General features: G+C 47.9%; 21 protein-coding genes. 7 read left to right on the forward strand and 14 right to left on the reverse strand.

Features of this window, described 5'->3' with window-relative positions:
* The first annotated feature begins 344 nt into the window (after positions 1 to 344).
* From KTG14_RS13805 to KTG14_RS13815, 3 genes are all read left to right on the forward strand, one after another.
* Positions 345 to 2,294 carry an FUSC family protein gene (locus KTG14_RS13805; RefSeq protein ID WP_216971473.1) on the forward strand — a complete coding sequence of 650 codons (1,950 nt, stop codon included), beginning with the start codon at positions 345 to 347 and terminating at the stop codon, positions 2,292 to 2,294.
* Between the two features lie 111 nt (positions 2,295 to 2,405).
* Positions 2,406 to 2,609: a helix-turn-helix transcriptional regulator gene (locus KTG14_RS13810; protein WP_216971474.1), complete on the forward strand. Its 204-nt coding sequence runs from the start codon at positions 2,406 to 2,408 to the stop codon at positions 2,607 to 2,609.
* Between the two features lie 106 nt (positions 2,610 to 2,715).
* Positions 2,716 to 3,012: a permease gene (locus KTG14_RS13815; RefSeq protein ID WP_254178177.1), complete on the forward strand. Its 297-nt coding sequence runs from the start codon at positions 2,716 to 2,718 to the stop codon at positions 3,010 to 3,012.
* A 286-nt stretch (positions 3,013 to 3,298) separates the two neighbouring features.
* Here KTG14_RS13815 and KTG14_RS13820 read toward each other — a convergent pair whose 3' ends face one another.
* Positions 3,299 to 3,487: a hypothetical protein gene (locus KTG14_RS13820; protein ID WP_216971476.1), complete on the reverse strand. Its 189-nt coding sequence runs from the start codon at positions 3,485 to 3,487 to the stop codon at positions 3,299 to 3,301.
* Between the two features lie 41 nt (positions 3,488 to 3,528).
* A complete protein-coding gene (locus KTG14_RS13825; RefSeq protein WP_216971477.1) occupies positions 3,529 to 4,056 on the reverse strand; it encodes a 2'-5' RNA ligase family protein in 528 nt (175 codons plus the stop codon).
* 213 nt (positions 4,057 to 4,269) lie between these two features.
* Here KTG14_RS13825 and KTG14_RS13830 point away from each other — a divergent pair, with 213 nt between their 5' ends.
* The 3 genes from KTG14_RS13830 to KTG14_RS13840 are packed head-to-tail and all read left to right on the forward strand — an operon-like array spanning position 4,270 to position 5,924.
* Positions 4,270 to 4,725: a MarR family winged helix-turn-helix transcriptional regulator gene (locus KTG14_RS13830; protein ID WP_216971478.1), complete on the forward strand. Its 456-nt coding sequence runs from the start codon at positions 4,270 to 4,272 to the stop codon at positions 4,723 to 4,725.
* Positions 4,722 to 5,516 (forward strand): SDR family NAD(P)-dependent oxidoreductase, encoded by a 795-nt coding sequence (locus tag KTG14_RS13835; RefSeq protein ID WP_216971479.1) that lies wholly within the window; start codon positions 4,722 to 4,724, stop codon positions 5,514 to 5,516. Before KTG14_RS13830 ends, KTG14_RS13835 begins: the two co-directional genes overlap by 4 nt.
* A 39-nt stretch (positions 5,517 to 5,555) precedes the next feature.
* Positions 5,556 to 5,924 (forward strand): hypothetical protein, encoded by a 369-nt coding sequence (locus tag KTG14_RS13840; RefSeq protein ID WP_216971480.1) that lies wholly within the window; start codon positions 5,556 to 5,558, stop codon positions 5,922 to 5,924.
* A gap of 43 nt (positions 5,925 to 5,967) precedes the next feature.
* Here KTG14_RS13840 and bsh read toward each other — a convergent pair whose 3' ends face one another.
* Positions 5,968 to 6,942, reverse strand: coding sequence for a choloylglycine hydrolase (gene bsh, locus KTG14_RS13845; protein ID WP_216971481.1), 975 nt, complete (start codon positions 6,940 to 6,942; stop codon positions 5,968 to 5,970).
* A gap of 209 nt (positions 6,943 to 7,151) precedes the next feature.
* Between bsh and KTG14_RS13850 the strand changes: the two genes are divergently transcribed.
* Positions 7,152 to 8,021, forward strand: coding sequence for a cation diffusion facilitator family transporter (locus KTG14_RS13850; protein WP_308462023.1), 870 nt, complete (start codon positions 7,152 to 7,154; stop codon positions 8,019 to 8,021).
* Positions 8,022 to 8,049: 28 nt separating this feature from the next.
* Here the strand turns inward: KTG14_RS13850 and KTG14_RS13855 are convergent, their stop codons facing one another.
* The 11 genes from KTG14_RS13855 to KTG14_RS13905 all read right to left on the reverse strand — a co-directional run bounded on the left by KTG14_RS13855 (position 8,050) and on the right by KTG14_RS13905 (position 17,518).
* Positions 8,050 to 8,610: a GNAT family N-acetyltransferase gene (locus tag KTG14_RS13855; protein ID WP_216971483.1), complete on the reverse strand. Its 561-nt coding sequence runs from the start codon at positions 8,608 to 8,610 to the stop codon at positions 8,050 to 8,052.
* A 48-nt stretch (positions 8,611 to 8,658) separates the two neighbouring features.
* Positions 8,659 to 9,495 carry a nickel import ATP-binding protein NikE gene (gene nikE / locus KTG14_RS13860; RefSeq protein ID WP_216971484.1) on the reverse strand — a complete coding sequence of 279 codons (837 nt, stop codon included), beginning with the start codon at positions 9,493 to 9,495 and terminating at the stop codon, positions 8,659 to 8,661.
* A 30-nt stretch (positions 9,496 to 9,525) separates the two neighbouring features.
* Positions 9,526 to 10,353, reverse strand: a complete 828-nt coding sequence (locus tag KTG14_RS13865) for an ABC transporter ATP-binding protein (RefSeq protein WP_216971485.1) — start codon at positions 10,351 to 10,353, stop codon at positions 9,526 to 9,528.
* Between the two features lie 14 nt (positions 10,354 to 10,367).
* A complete protein-coding gene (nikC, locus tag KTG14_RS13870) occupies positions 10,368 to 11,201 on the reverse strand; it encodes a nickel ABC transporter permease subunit NikC (RefSeq protein ID WP_374939904.1) in 834 nt (277 codons plus the stop codon).
* Positions 11,198 to 12,142: a nickel ABC transporter permease subunit NikB gene (gene nikB / locus KTG14_RS13875; RefSeq protein WP_216971487.1), complete on the reverse strand. Its 945-nt coding sequence runs from the start codon at positions 12,140 to 12,142 to the stop codon at positions 11,198 to 11,200. The genes nikC and nikB overlap by 4 nt, the downstream gene beginning before the upstream one ends.
* 18 nt (positions 12,143 to 12,160) lie before the next feature.
* A complete protein-coding gene (nikA, locus tag KTG14_RS13880; protein ID WP_216971488.1) occupies positions 12,161 to 13,780 on the reverse strand; it encodes a nickel ABC transporter substrate-binding protein in 1,620 nt (539 codons plus the stop codon).
* Positions 13,781 to 13,966: 186 nt separating this feature from the next.
* Positions 13,967 to 14,773 (reverse strand): aminoglycoside adenylyltransferase domain-containing protein, encoded by an 807-nt coding sequence (locus KTG14_RS13885; RefSeq protein WP_254178178.1) that lies wholly within the window; start codon positions 14,771 to 14,773, stop codon positions 13,967 to 13,969.
* Positions 14,774 to 14,802: 29 nt separating this feature from the next.
* The gene (locus tag KTG14_RS13890; protein ID WP_308462022.1) at positions 14,803 to 15,216 is read right to left on the reverse strand and encodes a GNAT family N-acetyltransferase; all 414 of its coding nucleotides are present in this window, start codon (positions 15,214 to 15,216) and stop codon (positions 14,803 to 14,805) included.
* A 4-nt stretch (positions 15,217 to 15,220) separates the two neighbouring features.
* The gene (locus KTG14_RS13895) at positions 15,221 to 15,685 is read right to left on the reverse strand and encodes a GNAT family N-acetyltransferase (RefSeq protein ID WP_216971489.1); all 465 of its coding nucleotides are present in this window, start codon (positions 15,683 to 15,685) and stop codon (positions 15,221 to 15,223) included.
* Positions 15,686 to 15,715: 30 nt separating this feature from the next.
* Positions 15,716 to 16,210, reverse strand: a complete 495-nt coding sequence (locus KTG14_RS13900) for a GNAT family N-acetyltransferase (protein WP_216971490.1) — start codon at positions 16,208 to 16,210, stop codon at positions 15,716 to 15,718.
* Positions 16,211 to 16,270: 60 nt separating this feature from the next.
* The gene (locus tag KTG14_RS13905; protein WP_216971491.1) at positions 16,271 to 17,518 is read right to left on the reverse strand and encodes an MFS transporter; all 1,248 of its coding nucleotides are present in this window, start codon (positions 17,516 to 17,518) and stop codon (positions 16,271 to 16,273) included.
* Between the last annotated feature and the right edge of the window lie 20 nt (positions 17,519 to 17,538).

Consider the following 17,538-nt stretch of genomic DNA (forward strand, 5'->3'; position numbering starts at 1 on the left):
CATAAGGCATGCACCGTCTAGGTAATAAGAATATTTCAAGAAGCTCCCGCCTCTTGTTGCAACTGATTTTTTAATGTTTTTTAATCGCGTGGTATGTTCACTGCCAAAAAATAATAGCTTCAAGAGGACAATAAAAATATTGAAAAACGAATAATAAATTTTATAATAAATAGGGTTTTTACCAGTAATTCTCTCAAAGTCCAACATCGATCTGGAAATGAAACATGCAGGCATCCAGAACTTTGACCAGTGAATTTCTGCAAGCGAACGGCTAGGAGTCGCCCTTCAAAAACAATCTGTGGAATAATAGCCATAAGAGAACTTATTCGTTAGGAGGCGCTGGAATGAAACGAAACCGAACCGCAAAGAACGAGGAATTCCTCAGGCTCCTGAAACAGGCTTTCGCCATCAACCAACGCCCGCTGCCTTGGGCTAAAGCTTTGGCCGCCGGCGTCAGCTCCGGGCTTCCCGTGCTGATTGGCGTCTGGTTGGGGCAGTTACAGTACGGACTGATAGCAGGGCTCGGCGGCTTGGCCTTTCTCTATACGTTCAATGAACCGTACGCACTGCGCTCGAAGAAAATCTTTTTCGCCTCACTCGGCTTGGCGTTTTCAGCAGGCCTTGGCGTCTTGCTGTCCCAGCAGCCATTTCTCGCGGCCGCAGCAGTCGGTGTGATCGGGGCTTTAGCGGTCTTCATCTTCGGTGCCTATCAATTTACAGGGCCATCCGCCATTTTCTTCGTGCTGGTGTTTTTGATCAATAATAATATGGCCGACAACCCGGCCTTGTTCTTGCTGAACGCATTCCTGGTTTTCCTGGGTGGCATGCTGTCCTGGCTGATGGCGATGTGGGCCTATCCCTTCAGGCCTCACGCCGCTGAAACCAAGGCAGTGAAACAAGAATATGCCGAACTGGCCGTGCTCGCTGAATCTGCCGGCTCCGCTGAATTCTATGCTATACGCCAGCGCACCTGGTCCGCTTTGAAATCTGCTGAAACGGACCTCGGCTACGCCTCTGCCAAATGGACGCGCTCGAACCGGCTCGTGCAGTTGAACTTATTGCACCTGCAGGCAAAAGCGATCTATGCCGAAATCATCAAACGCGGCGACCGCTTTTCCGCTGTCTCGAAAGAAACAGCTGATAATTTGCGGCTCATCGCTTCCTCGGTTGAAGCATCCGGCAAAAAATCTTTTGTTGCAGCACCGCGGCTGCAGACAGAAACCGGCGATGCCTTAACAGAAAGCACACGCAAAGCCTACGATATTCTCACCGGCCGGCGCGATAAACGAACGCGCGATACCGAACTCACCGCAGAGCCGTTCAAAGCCGTCTTTACCGGCTCCTTCAATAAACATTCGATGGTGTTTTTTGCGGCCATCCGTTTTGGCATTGTGTTGGCGTTTGCTGCATTGATCGCCTACTTTCTTCCGATTGACCCGTCTTATTGGGTTCCGTTATCGGCTGCGGCAGTCATGTCCGGCGCCACCATCCTATCGACATTCAACCGCTCGATCCAGCGTTCAGCCGGCACCATTGTCGGCATTGTAGTGGCGGCGATCATCTTGTCTTTTCAACCGGACGGGCTGTCTATCGCATTGATCATTTTCGCATTGACGGCGCTGACAGAACTCGCGATTGTCTTAAACTATGCCGTTGCGGCATTCTTCATCACGCCAAACGCTTTGATGATTGCGGAGAGCACTTCACAGATCGGGGACCTTTCCTATTTCGCTTCTGCGCGCATTGTCGACGTCTTGATCGGTTCCGCCATCGGGCTCCTCGGGGTCTTATTGATCGGCCGGCGCCGTGCTTCCAATTTGATTCCGCAGCATTCGGCCAAAACTTTGCGAAGTCAGCAGCGCTTTATGAGCCTGTTGTTTTCGCCTTACAGCCCGGACATTGACGCCGAACCGATCGAATTGAAGAAAATGCGCACTAATTTGACCAATTTGAAGCTGGTGCTCGATACGGCACAAGGCGAATTGCCGCAGCGGCCGGAAAACCTCGCTCTCTTGCAGCAAGTCTTCTTCGCGGCCGAACAGCTTGGCTTCCTGCTCGAGAACGCGGCACAAAAAGACAGGCTCGCCTTATCTCCCGTACAACTCGGGCAGCTCTACCTGTTCTTTGAAATGATGGCGAACACAATGGAAGGCAAATGGCTGTTCGCGGAGCATGTAATTCCTGAAATTCCGGGATTCCCCGAAATCGAACAGGAACTCGCTGCCTTGCAGGAATCGATTCGAATGAGCCAACGCGAGACGGAACCACTTGAACAAGACGAAGCCCTGGAATAGGCTTCGTCTTTTTTTGTGCATAGGAATTTCGAGTAATTATCTGTAAAGTTCGCTTGACGTAAAGCAGACTTTACACGTAACATAGAATTATAACTACGAGGACGTGATAGAGTGGATAATAAATTAAAGGAATTGCGGGAGACACACGGTTTTTCACAAGACCAGCTCGCAAAAAAACTGGGCGTCTCGAGACAGACGATCATTTCAATCGAAAAAGGGCGCTATAATCCTTCCTTGCCCCTTGCCCTGCAGATGGGCCGAATTTTCACTACCCCCGTCGAGAACATCTTCTTTTTAGAAGAAGAATCGGATTGAATTGTCAAATCAATAAGGAGGAATTGTTATCAGTTACCGGATCGCATTTTCAGCGTTAGGCTCATTATTTTTTCTGATGGGAGGGTTTTTACTCCTCGCAGCATTCATGGACAATAGCGCTCCGCTATCGGAAACCTATATGATCCTCTCCATGTCTATCATGGCGTTTAGTTTAAGTTACCTGTATCCACAATTTGCCCAAAAAGATGAACGGATGCAGCTGATCCGTCAAAAAGGCATGTTCTTTTCATTTCTTGCTTTTTTATTCTACTCTTTCGCACTCAATTCGTTGCTTGAATTTAACATCATCTACTTAACCGCGAGTGACGCTATTACCCTTTTAACCGCATTGATGATCAGCACTTTGTTCACCTCATGGGTTTTCCTTGCGAGGCGTTATTGATGAAGAAAGCTATCGTGTTGTTAAAAATCATCTTGGCCATAGTGGCGATATGCACTATTTCACTAGGTGCTTACTTATTCTCGAACGCCGGCACTGAAAAAGCGGCGCCGTTGACTTCCTGGGCGTTAGTGATGAACTCTCTCATCGTTGTTCTTCTATTAGGAATATACGCTATGGAAAAACGGGTTAATTGAGGCGTTCCAACTTTTAGATTGTCTGATTGAAAACAGAAAGTCCCGCTGCTTCTTCGCAGCGGGACTTTTCTAAGTTATATACACTTTACATTCTATTTTTGCTGTGCACGAGCTTTCTTCAAATCCGAAATGCCAATCAATGGGCAAATGATGACGCCTGCCACCATGATCCATGTCAGGACCCAATTATTGCCCCATGAAATGATAAGGACGATCAAGCAGTTGAAGGCGATGATGAAGCCCTGATACTTTTCGGTTGCCGCCACATATGATTTGAACATATTTGCCTCATTCTCCTATCATGTTTTGGTCAGCTTTGGTGTTAGCCTACTGGTATGTCAATGTATTTCCTATAGACCCCAGTGCCGTTTTCCTGGTAGACCCGAATAGAATCAACCTCAAACCAGCAACTATCGAGCGCTTCACTAGCAAGCTGCGCCATCTCTTTTAGCTGCTGTGCCGACAATCCGTAACTCGTTTTTGCCAGAGTCAGATGGGGAATGAATTGATCAAGTTCGAAATACTGCGCGATCATTTCATCCGTTGGTTCAATTAGTTCAACAAGCCGTTCATGCAATTTTTTCAGCCCCTGCGATTCAACTTGTAAATACAGAATTTCTTCCCCGAAAAACGCCGTTCCGCCAATAGTTGCTCTAAAACGATTCGTTTTCTCGCACGCTTTCCGCACATTTTCAAGCCAGCTCTCATCAGGTGTTAAGCCGCCTTGTGCTTTCAAGGTAATATGCGGTTCAACTATCTCATCAATCCTGTTATCCGGCCACTGCTTCCTGAATTGACTCACTTGGTTTGTATAGTCTGCAGGTGGTGAAATTCCGATAAAATACTGCATCTCCATTTCTCCTTTTACAAATCGCTTTGAATCAACGTGAATTTCTTTCTTTTTATATTAACATTAATTCCCATTCATCCAGCCTCATTCCTCCCGTTTTATAAAATAAAAGCAACTTAGTCTGTAAGATTAATCATTTAACATTAAATAGTTTAGTGTTAAAGTATATTTATATAGAATCTAATCTTTTGATTAAACAGGAGTGTACGAGTTATGGATACCAACAACCTTTTTAAATTGATTCACACTGTCGAAGCCGTGACAAATGAATCCATCATCGTGTGGAATGATGCCTTTCCGCATAATGTCGGAGTCTCCCCTATTCTCGTGCTCGGCGAACTCGAGCGAAACGGCGCACAAAACCAGATGAAGCTCGCGGAACTGCTCGGGTTTACTGGAGGCGCGATGACCAATATCGCCGGCAAGCTGGTGAAAATGGGCCTCGCTGTCCGCCGTTCGAACGATCAGGATCGCCGGCAAGTACTGCTGGACATCACCGAAGAAGGCAGGAAGGTGCTGAAAGAAGCGCAAACGCTTGGCCAACAACAGCATATGGAGCTGTTCGAGGTGCTGGATGCAGATGAAATCGCCCAATATTTAGCGCTCAATGAAAAAATCTTAAACGGTTTAAAAGCAAAACGAACAAACAGAGAGAAGGAATACAAATGAATCGAGTTCAAGGAAAAGTCGCATTGATCACTGGAGGTGCTTCAGGCATCGGGCTTTCCGCCGCAACCTTATTGGCACAACAAGGCGCAAGCGTGGTCATTGCGGATTACAACGTAGAAGGCGCCAAGCAAGCCGCGGCTTCTATCCAAAAACAAGGATTTGAAGCGATGAGCGTTTTCCTCGACGCCGCACAAGAACAATCGATTCGGGACGCGGTTGACTTCACTGTTGAACATTATGGAAGCCTTCATATCTTATTCAATAATGTCGGCCTCACCAACCTCCAAAAAGACCTGGATGTTGTCCACATCGATTTGGACGAATGGGATCGCCTCATGAACGTCAACGTCAAAAGCGTGTTGCTCGGCAGCCGTTTCGCCATTCCCCATATGATCGAAGCGGGCGGCGGCTCGATCATCAACACCGCATCGATGGCCGGCTTCACAGGAGATGCCATCCGCTCGGCATACGGGGCCTCGAAAGCCGCAGTCATCAACTTGACGCGCTATATCGCTGCCCAATACGGCAAAGACAAAATCCGCTGCAACGGCGTCGCACCCGGCTTAATTTTGACGCCTGCCGCTAAAAATAATCTATCACCGGAAGTGCTGGCGATTTTCGAGAAATACAACGCCCTTCCTTATCACGGCGAAGCGGACGATATCGGGAACACAGTGCTGTTCCTCGCTTCCGATGAATCCAAATTCATCACCGGCCAAACGATTCAAGTGGAAGGCGGCCATTACATCGCCAACCCGACAGCGCCCGACTTCACCAGCATGACTAGCTGAGGCTTTTCTGGAAACGAATTTGAAAGGGGTTTGAAACACATGCATAAACCACTGATTGCGCTCATGGCCACTGCCCTCGCTGCTTGCAGCGGAGAACAAGCAGATGCCGGCAATGAAGCCGCCACAGAAACCGAACAATCATTTACCGCCATACAAGACGCATCCGCCGAAAACTCTAAATTGCAGGATTTGAAATCCTTGCCGGAGTTTACCGTGATCGATAAAGAAATCGGCAGCGACTCATTGGAAGCGGAACTCGTCTCTGACAATTCCGGTGAACGTGTATTGCTATTGAATAAAGACGGAGATGAATTCAAGAGTATTTTCGTCAAAGAAACCAAGCGCTTGAAGATTATCGATATCGACGGCAAAGGCTTGATTTTCAACGATATACTCGACGTCCGCTAACGAAAAACAGCGCCGGAAGAACGCATTCTTCCAGGCGCTGTTTTCAATTGACGAAACGGAACTGCTGGCTCGAAATGAGCGGATAAGAGACGAGTTGTGCGCTGTCCAAATCTTCGGCGTGCATATCCACCGCCGTAATCTGGCTATTGTCGTACGTTGTGTAATAGTAAATCCCCTTGTCCATATTGCAGCAGGAAGAGTACAAAGTGTATTCGAATTTCCCGTCCTCTAGCGCATTGAGCCCTTTCAGCTGCGCCACCGAATTCAGGATATGAAAAAACTGCCCGACACTGTCAGCTTCACTGCTGCCGGATGCCGAGTTGAATTTGGCGAATGTCGCCCTCACAAAACGCGAGGTCGAGGACAAATCCCCCGGCAAGCCGATGCCGCCCATCCCAAGGCTGTATGGCTTGAGGTCTAATTGTTTCGAAAAGCGATTGTCAGGGGCGGAAGCTGTCACCGATAAATACTGGTTCAAATTGAACAAATGGTAGCCGAATTCGGGATTATTCGCTAGCACGCCTGCTGGATTATCGTAAACTTTCAGCCCTTCTTTTACAGACTCCACGACGATCGACTGCTGCTGATCGGAAATCATCCAGTGAAGCGGCGCGAGCGGCAGCTGTTCACTGAAAGGAATATCCGCCAAATTCAGTTTCCACAACAGCATTTTTGCTTCCTCGACCGTTTCACATTGGCCTAAAATCCACGGAATGAATTCAAAAGGCGCGATATTGTCTTTGTCCGGATCCTCTACATGGAAACGGGCATTTCCCGGGAAATTCAACCCCGCCATGCTCAAGCCCTTTTCATTGGTGGCGTCGTAGTATAAAGGATAATGGTCGATGACCGCAGCCATGCCGATCAAGGCGTAATGACTCATCATGTCCTGGGCTTTACGGAAACGAAAATGAAAATTCCGTGGCGTGATGGTGACCATTTCGTTATAGGAAATATCTAAATCGAGATTTCGGCCAAAATAATGGTCTTTCGTTTCGAAACTTATCGCTGTGCACATAACTGTCCGCCCCGCTTTCTGGTTTGTGGCATTGTTCGCTACTCCCTTTATACCCAAAGTTCCATTGGCTAAATATTCATTCGTTTTCCCTTCAGAAACTTTCTTTCCTCACCCCTTTTCAGTTGCTATACTGAAAAAACTTTGCCGTAGACACACTCGATTTACGGATGGTATCCTACTCAAGTACTTGCAGGACGGGGGAATTTTCAGTGGAACAAGAACGATTCGACAATCTGAAATTAGGCGAGCGGGGCGCGATGCTCAGCATTGCTACATATATTATTTTATCCATCATTAAATTATGGGTTGGCTACCTGGCTGGGTCGGAAGCGTTAAAAGCGGACGGCTTGAACAATGTCACGGATATCGTTGCATCAACGGCAGTTTTGATCGGCTTGAAATTATCCCAAAAGCCGGCAGACGCCAACCATCCTTATGGGCATTGGCGGGCAGAGACCGTGGCTTCTTTGGTGGCCTCATTCATCATCGTCGCAGTCGGGCTGCAAGTTACTTACTCAGCCGTCGTGTCGGTTTTCCAAGGGACCAGCGAAACGCCTGGGCTGCTTTCGGCCTGGACCGCAGGATTTTCTACTATCGTGATGTATTTGGTATATCGATATAACAAAAAGCTAGCTGAACGCATCAATAGCAAAGCTGTGGCTGCAGCAGCCAAAGACAATTTATCCGATGCTTGGGTCAGCATCGCAGCCGTCGTCGGAATTGTCGGCGCGCAGTTTTATCTGCCGTGGCTTGACCCGCTTGCGGCTCTTCTTGTCGGTGTATTGATCGTCAAAACCGGCTGGGGCATCTTTTGGGAAGCAACCCACGAACTGACGGACGGCTTTGACGAAGAACTCATCAAATCGTTCAAAGAAACTGCACTCACCACACAAGGCGTCACTGAAGTTCGCGAAATCCGCGCTAGAAATTACGGCAACCGGGCCGTCGTCGATGTCACCGTTTTGGTGCCTGGCGATTTGGACATTGCTGTCGCACACGATATCTCGACCAAAGTAGAAGTCAAACTCATGAAACGCTATGATATTTCGGCTGTCCATGTGCATGTGGAGCCACATTAAAAAACACCGGCGGCCGCTGGTGTTTTTGTCATTCTTCCTTTATGTTTAGGCTCGCGAGATACGCTTCAAAATCTTCTTTCTGAAAAACATGTAAAACGCATGGCTGTTTTTCCTTGTTCTCGAGCGCCTGATGTTCTTCCGGAAATTCGGCTTCTACATGCAGGCTGATAAAAGGCAATTTTTCCTGTGCTTTTTGAGAACGGATGTTCACCGTTCGCGCTCCTGCGAATACGTTTGATAACCCCAGTTCTTCAAAAGCGATTTTCAACATCTCGACCTTGGACGCTTCGTTAAACCCTTGCCCCCAATATTCTTGCCCGATCCATGTCCCGATATGGCAAGATTTTTTGGCGTCGTCGATAAACATCAAATCCGTCAGGCCGACCAATTGGTTGTGCTCGTTTAAAATGACTCGCGGTACTCTTGTGCCTGACTTTTCTTCTTCTCTCACCAGACGGCTGAAGCGAATCGTGTCATCGAGTGTCCCATCCGGCAACCCTAAAGCGTCTTTCACCGCCGGCACCGAGGACAAACGGAAAATTTTTTCGCAAAATTCATCTTCATGTGCAACCAATTTCACTTTCTTCATATCCATCCCCTCCACTCGCTCAGAACTTTTCTAAGATCTTTTACTGGTTCATCTTGAGAAAAGTTTCTTGGCTTCTGTTGGCGCAGCCGCATTGCGGTAGCGAGGATGCTCAGGCAGCATCGAGTCCACCAGGCTCTTCACTGCAGGTTGCTGAGAAGTAAACACCTCATCCTTATTATGGAACACTTCGGCTATTTGACCCTTGTGCATAATCGCCATCGCATCTGAGATGGAATAGGCAGCTCGGATATCGTGTGTGATAAATAGATAAGAAAGGCCGTGCATCTTTTTCAAGTCCTGCAATAAGTCCAAAATAGTCGTTTGGGTTACCATGTCCAAACTACTGACGGATTCGTCCAACACAATCATCTTCGGCTTTAACGCAAGGGCTCTTGCAATATTGATGCGCTGCAATTGCCCACCGCTGAATTCGCGCGGGTATTTTTTCATGTCGCTGCTGCTAAGCCCAACCTGCTCCAACAAACTTGCAATGGCCCGGTTCTGTTCACCGGCAGACAGCTTTTCGTAATTTTCTAAGGGTTCTGCAATAATTTTCTCAGCCGTCAGGCGCGGGTTTACGGAAGAATAGCTATCCTGGAACACCACTTGTAAATTCCTGCGCATTTGCTGGCGGCTTTTGGCGTCCATGGCATATACATCCTGCCCTTGAAAAATCACCTGTCCTTTTTGCGGCTTTTCAAGCCCCAGAATGACTTTTCCGAGCGTACTTTTTCCGGCTCCGCTTGATCCAAGCAGTCCCAGGCACGTCCCTTCTTCTATCGATAATGAGATCCCGGAAAGAACGGGCTTCACGTCCTGCTTGCGCCAGAAAGAGCGGGAGGCACCGTAGGAATGGGTAATATCCTTAACTTCCAATAAAGTCATCTATGGCTTCCTCCTTCTTTCAGTCACGAGTTAGATGACGAGCCGGTTCAAGGCTTCGTTGCCCGATAACATAGGCCTCGCCTGCAGCAAATTCTTCGTGTATTCATGCTGCGGGCGATCGAACAATTCGCAGACTTCTGCTTGCTCGACGATTTCTCCGTGTCGCATGACCGCGACTTCATCCGCCAGCTGTGAAATCACGCCCAAGTCATGGGAAATGAGTAAAATCGCTGTCCCGCATTCTGTCCGCAACCGGTCCAGCTCATTCAATACTTGCAGCTGATTGGTTACATCGAGTGCGGTGGTGGGTTCATCTGCAATGACAACAGCGGGTCGCAAAGACATGGAGATCGCGATCATGACACGTTGCAGCATGCCGCCGCTCAATTGAAACGGATATTTTTTCATCAGTTTAGCCGGTTCTTCTAAATTCATGCTCTCCAGCGAAGCGATTGCTAATTCGACTGCTTGTTTTTTTCCGAGTCCCGTATGCGTACGGATTGTTTCGACAAATTGATTGCCAATTGTGTAGACGGGCGTAAAGGCGTTCATGGGATTTTGCATGATAAAGCCGATGTCTTTGCCGCGAATATTGCGCATTGCTTGTGCGGGCAAGCCATTCAGCTCTTGGCCATGCAGTTGGATGCTTCCTTGCACGTGCATTGACCGCTGACTCAATAATTGCATCAAAGCCATGGAAGTGACCGTTTTGCCGCTTCCGCTTTCCCCGATCAGCCCGAGCACCTTGCCCGGTTTTAATTCCAAATTCACGTTCCGTACTAAAGGAAGAGCCCCTCGACTGGATTTAGCAGCGATATTCAAGTTGTCGACTTGCAGGACATTCGGTTGTGTATGCATACGTCTTCTCCTTTTCAGTAGCGCCGTTTGACGCCAAACTGCTCTGATAACGATTCACCAATTACATTGAACGAAATCACTACGAACAAAATCATCAAGCCCGGATACAGCATCAGTTCCGGATTGCTTCTCATAAAGCTGGTGCCTTCGTGAATCATTGCGCCCCATTCCGGCGTAGGCGGCTGGATGCCGAGCCCAAGAAACGATAGCGCCGAAATGTCCATGATGGCCCAGCCCATCTCAAGTGTGCCCATGACCATGATCGGCGGCAGCACATTCGGCACGAGATGGCGCCTGATGATTTTCCAATTGGACGACCCGCTGATGCGCGCCGCTGTGATGAAGTTCTGTTCTTTCATCGAGACGACCATGCCGCGGATCATGCGGGCGTAATACACCCACTGCACCATCATCAATGCCACGACCACTTGCCATAGCCCGGGCCCAAGAAGGCCGACGATTCCTAATACCAATACTAAATTCGGAAAAGCCATGACGCCGTCGCAAAAGCGCATCAAAAGCGCGTCAATCCAGCCGCCGCGGTAGCCTGATAAAGTTCCAACGACAAGCCCGATGCCGAGCGATGCCACAAAGATCAAAGTCGCAAAACCGAGCGAAACACGGGCACCGTACAACAACCGGGACAAGTTGCAGCGTCCGAGCTGATCCGTGCCGAGCGGATATTCGAGAGACGGCGGCATGAGCTTAAGTGCCAAGTTTACTTGTATCGGATCATTCGGGGCGATCCACGGCGCCAGGATGCTGACGAGGAAGAACACCACCAAAATGCCTGAGCAAATCGCGAATGGCCATTTGCCTTTTAATGCAGTTCGTATACGTGCCATCAAAATTGCGCCCTTCCTTCTCGTGAAATGCGCGGATCCAAATACAGCTGGATGACATCCACGATCAAATTGCAGACGATAAACAAGCATGCCGCAAGCACAACATAGCTTTGGATCACCGGAATATCCCGGTTAAAAATGGCTTCAATGAAAAATCGCCCGAAGCCCGGCCAGGAAAAGACTTGCTCAACAATGATCGTCCCTGTGAGCAATTTCCCCAAATTCATCCCAAGGCCTGTCAGCATCGGCGAAATGGAAATTCTCAATACGTGTTTCACCATGATGCCTTTTTCTTTTAATCCGCGTGTTCTGCCGTATAACACATAGGCTTCTTCCAATTCCTCCAGCACGCTGGCCCGCAACAGTCGCGTATAAATGGCGATCAAAGCAAGTGACAGCGTGATGCTCGGCAACACGAAATGCTGCCACGTCCCCCTGCCCTCAACCGGAAACAAATCCAGTTTGACAGCAAAGAAGAAGATCAATACATAGCCAAGCCAGAACTGCGGAATCGATGCGCCTAAATAGGAAAGCAGCCGGCTGAAATGATCCAGCCAGCTGTTCTTATAGACCGCTGATAAAAATCCGAGCGGCACACTTACAATGATGGCGACTAAAATACTGCTTAAGGCCAGTTGAAGCGTTGCTGGCAGCCGCGTCGTGATTTCTTGCCATACTGGCGTGTTCGTTACGTAAGAGTTGCCGAAATCAAAGCGCACGATATCAGCGACCGTCTGGAAATATTGGACAATCAGCGGCCGGTCCAAGCCGAATTCCTGACGCTTTTCAGCCAGCAATTCTTCTGTCGGGTGAATATTGGAAGCCGCCAGGTATGCTTGTGCCGGATCCACCGGCGACAAGCGCACCAACACAAACATCAAGAAAATCGCAAAAAGAATGATTGGAACAACCGCAAAAAGCCGTTTTATGAGATAGATGACCATTGGATTGCCCTCCTGTTGTTACTCGCTTACTGAAATATCGTTGAATGGATGCTCGTCGCGGTTGGCCGGAAACTCAAACGACTCGATATCGTTTTGATAAGCCACCGTCTTTTTCATATAAGAAATCGGGATGAAGACCGATTGTTCTTGCAAGGTATTTAAAATAGAACCATACAATTCCTGGCGTTTCGTTTCGTCGGTAGAGGCCAGCGCTTCACGCACCTGCTCGTCGAGTTCTGATTTCATCGGCAAATTGGAATGCGCTTCTGCCACTCCCCAGCCGTCTTCGGCAACGACATTGATCATGGAATGCGGGTCATAAGGCGCCCCGTAGTTATACCAGAAATCCAAATCAAAGTTGCCCGCTTTGCGGCGCTCGATTTGCTCGGTCAATTCCAATCCTGCAATTTCTAGTTTGACGCCGATCGCTAACCATTCGGCTTGAAGCGTTTCGGCCATTGCTTTTTGAATCGGGTCGGTCTTGTCGTAGATCAATTCCAGTTCGAGTGGCTGCCCGTCTTTTTCACGGATAGCGCCGCCGGACTCCAGTTTCCAACCAGCTTCGTCCAAATAAGAAGCCGCTTTTTCCACGTCGTATTCGACTGCTTCGATGTCTTCTTGTGCATAAGGGAAGTTGGATGACAGAATCGAATCCGCTTTTTCTTCAAGGCCAAGCGTGATGCCTTCGACCATCGCTTGTTTATTGAATCCATGATGGAGTGCCAAGCGCACATTCAAATCGGACAGCTTTTCGCTCGTCGAATTGACGAGCATCGTTCTCGTTGCCACCGGATCGGATAAATCAGTCGTGTATTCCCCGGTTTCTTTCAAATAATTAAACGAATCCATGCTGACGACGCCTTCCCCGTAAATCAGGTCAAGCTCGCCTTTTTCAAAAGCAAGGACGCGCGTTTCTGCATCCGGAATGATTTTGATGGTCACTTCTTCTAATTCCGGGCTTTCTCCCCAGTAATCGGGATTGCGTTTGAAAACCGCATATTCATCTGTTTTATATTCGTCCAAAACCCAAGGGCCAGTCCCTACTGCTTCCGTGATTCCTTTGGATGTATCGCCATCTTCCGGAAAGCCCGCTTCACCAAGCATCCGTACCGGGCGAACAACCGCTAAATCCTGCAAAGCCGGATAATAGGCTTGTGTCAGCACCATTTTGAATGTCAGTTCATCCACGACCTCAATCTTATCGAGGACATTGATGACGCCAAGCCAGCTGTGGGAATTTTTATTTGCCAGGACTGCATCAAAATTCTTTTTGACCACTTCTGAAGTGAGTGAAGAACCATCTGTAAACTGGACGCCTTCGCGCAGCTTGAACGTATACTCACGGCCGTCTTCCGACACTGTCCAAGACTCGGCGAGGTGGGGTTTCACTTCTCCGCCTTCTTCGTAGCTGACAAGTGGCTCGTAAATCATCGATTGCGTGATCAATTGTGACGGATTGTAGACATGCGGATTCATCGGGCCGATATCACGCGGCCAAGACATTGTAATGGCATTTGGGTTATCGCTTTCTGCATCAGCCGAACCCGAGGCATTGTCATCTGAGCAGGCGCTCAACGTAAGCGCTGCACAAGCGGCCAGCGCTAAAAATAGGTTCTTTTTGTTATTATGTATTTTCATAGCTAGTGTATTCCTCTCTTATTTCAAGCGCTGATAATGATTCTCAATTTCACTCTTGTAAATATAATAATATATCGGTATTTTGTCAATGTGTATTTGAATTATTATGCCCCCTCAAACAGTCGTTCCGTTATCCGGCAATGAAAAATCCCACCTTAATAATAGGAGGGATTTCGAAAAGGCTATTTAATTTGTAGCGTTAAGTAGGAGCTCGATTTCATCTCGCAAATAGTCTCGCACTGCCGATAAATCCTCTTGCACAAAAGCACCTCCCGGACGATCCGTTCGATAAGCTTCCGCTGCTTGCTGAATAAGCTCCGTGAACTGTTCCGGTAAACTTTCTTGCCCCCACTTACCGGCTTCTTGCTTTGAACAAATTTTACCTTCTTTTATATACCAATACACACGAACTAAATTCAATGTGCAATACATCGGCTTTTCGTGTATCTTTTCCACGCATTCTTCATAGTCTTCCATAATAGAGGCCAGGTAGTCCTGCTGAGGGATACTCGGAAAAGTTTCTTGAATCGGACCACCCGCCAAGCAAATGCCACGATGTTTTAAAATCATGAAATGTGCAGCCAAATCGACATCGGTCTTTTCTTCGCCGTTCAAATAGAGAGCTGTCCCATTCCGTAGTTCGGCCTCATAGCGTGCACGCCAAAACTCGCTAAAATGAAAGTCGTAAGGTGTCGGGTAACTCCAGTTCTCGACTTGCGAAAGGGTGAGAGAACTGATTTCGATTGGGAATGGCTTGCTGGATCGTTCCAACAAAAAGCGAACCAATTCCCGCTTTTGCCGACTGGATAAAGGCAGCTTGGTCACCACGATCAGGTCTATATCACTTCTGTTCGGGTTGAACCCGCCCATCGCCAGAGAACCGTGCAGGTAAACGCCTACAGGCTGTTGTTCCAGAATGTTGACCATTCCTTCTACCGAATCGAGTACAAAGCGCTGTAATTCTTGCGGGCAATTTCCCCATTCATAACTCATCAGAAAGCTCTCCTTTTAAAGACGCGGCTCTAGCGTTTCACTTGATATACACAGCGGAATCGTTCAACTCCCGGGTACTTCTCGCCTAAACTGCTTATCGAGAATCCATATTTTCTATAAAACTCCACTGCTTGTTGATCGGTCTCGGCGATTATTTGATGGAACGGATAGAACCGGCAGATGAAATCGATCATTTCACTCCCGATATTCTGCCCTCTTATTTCTGAGGAGACACTTAGATGCCTGATTTCACAAACGTCTTTCTCCAGAAACTCAATTCCGATGCAAGCGAAGAATTTTTCGTCCACGGCCATCCCGTATAATTTAAAGTTTGGAAGAGAGAAGTATTTTTCATACTCAGCTTTCACTTTAGTGGAAGAAGTAGCGTAGGATAACAAGGTCTTTACAGAAGAATCCATTACACCCGAATTGATTTCCAGCACACACTCACCCCTTGTACGCCATCTTCACAAAATCGTATTGCCCGCCGTTTGTCGCCTGAACAAAAGATTCCACTTTTCTAAATCCAAGCTTTTCATATAAGCTTATGGCCCGTTGATTGAACGCCGCTACTGATAAAGTAATGTTTTTCGGGCGGTACCTTGTTTCGGCGAACCGCAAGCCCGCCGCCAAGAATGCCGCACCGTTGCCTTTACCGGTCAACTCCGGTTTCATTCCCAGCCCGATATCCACCGTATCCTTATCGGGTCGTTGAAAGCTGTAAAATCCGATGAGTTCATTGCGGGAAAGAACCACAAAATACACACCCTCGCGCTTTTCAGGATCCAAAAACTCCTCTAAATCCTCCGGGTCTGCCTCCATATCATAAAAGGAATATTCTCCTTGGTAACGCCAGTTTGCCGCAATATTTTCCGCTTGCTCCTGCGTCATCGCTTGAAAAGTATAATCCATCCTTTTTTCACCTCTCGATTCCGGAATCCTTCATGTTGACCAGTACATTTTCCCTTCACGCTCACCCAAGCTAGTGAAGCCCGCTTTTTCCAAAACCCTGGCCGATCCTGCATTATTAGGGTCGCAGCTCGCAATAATGCGCTCAATTCCCTCTATCTTAAGCCCCCATTCAACAATTGCTTTGGCCATTTCCGTCGCATAGCCATGGCCTTCATAAGCGGGAACGATGCTATAGCCCAATTCGATTTCTTTTGGATTGTCGGTGCTTCGCCGGAAGCCCATATCCCCGATGACGCGCTGGTCTTGCTTATGGATAATGAGCCCTTCCCATTCGTTTTCCTCTGGGAAATGCCGGTACCGCTGAATTTTGTAGGGAAGAATTTCTTTATAGGTTTCGCTTGGGTACCCACTAGCTACCGGATAGCCTGTTGCCCGTTCCAGCTCGTCCCTAGTCGAAGTCGCGGCTTGCATCATGTCTGTCGTGAAAGTCATCAACTCTAACCTATCTGTATAGAGATGTGGCATTTTTCATCCTCCTTCAATTTTTCAAGATTTTATTCAAAGACTACCAACGCAACCAACCCTTCACTGAACATACACTTCCTCTTCCAAGTCTTTCTCTTCTTCAAAAAACTCGGCTTTTCCTGGTTTCGTGACAAAGAACGCCAACATGACAGCTCCTGCAAGCATAATTACTGCTAAAGCGCCAATCGTAATCCTTAGTGAAATGAAATCCGCAAGAAGGCCGATTCCCAACAGAAAAACGATTTGCAAGGTACTTTGAAACAGCTGGAAGATGCTTGTGATGCGCCCCATCAACGCCACGGGAATATTGTTTTGATAAAAAGTCGCAATGCCGGCGTTCATGAAGACGATGAAAAAACCTAAAATCAAAAAGCCAATCATGACCGAAATGAAGGACCAAGAAAACGCATAGACCACGTAGCCAATTGTCGTTAAGATCAAGCCATACACCATCATCGATCTGATAGAGATTTTAGCGGAAAATGCCGATAGCAATAGGCCTCCGCTCACCGAACCTATGCCGGTGAGGCTGATCAATAAGCTGTAGTCGAGTTCCGACAAGCCGATCACTTGCTGGGTAAAGACCACTTCCTGCGCATCCATTGCGAAAGAAAAGATAAGGACAGTGGTGAAGCCCAGATAAACGAAAGTGATGTATTTATTTCGCGCGATGAAATCCTTCACGACCTTAAAATCGCTGATCACTTGGGAAACGGTCAACGATGGGATGGATGCACGGTCGATGTCTTCCAGTTTCGGAAGCTGTACGACCAATAACGCGGACAGCACAAAGAGTAGGGCATTGATCCACAAGGTCGTCTCGACCGCACTGCTAAGAATCAGTACGCCGCCGATTGACGGGCCGATAATGAAAGCACCGGAAGACGTAAACGACTGAATCGAGTTGAACCGTTTCCGCTTCTCTTTTGACACCAGCATCGTAATATACGTCACGGAAGAAGGGCCGAAAAAGGATTTCGCAATGCTCAGGAAAACCAAAATAATGTAAATGACGAGAACATCAGGAGCCAGCGGAATCAGCGCAATGAATCCAGCCCTTAACAGGTAAGTAAAGATGATAACCGATTTCTTGCTTCGGTAATCGATGAAACTGCCTGTCCAAAGCTTCGTCAGGATATTGACGATCGGCCCTACAATCCACAACCCAGCGACAGCCGCAGCCGATCCCGTCATTTGATAAACGATGATATTGATCGCTACTAAATAGATGAAGTCCCCGATGCCTGCGATTCCAAGTGACAGCAAGAGAACCGCTGGATCTTTCCACCCTTTTAGTTTTTTGTCCATCCTACTTCCCCTTTCCGCTG

It is taken from the genome of Planococcus sp. CP5-4_YE, from assembly GCF_019042655.1.
Taxonomy (GTDB): domain Bacteria; phylum Bacillota; class Bacilli; order Bacillales_A; family Planococcaceae; genus Planococcus.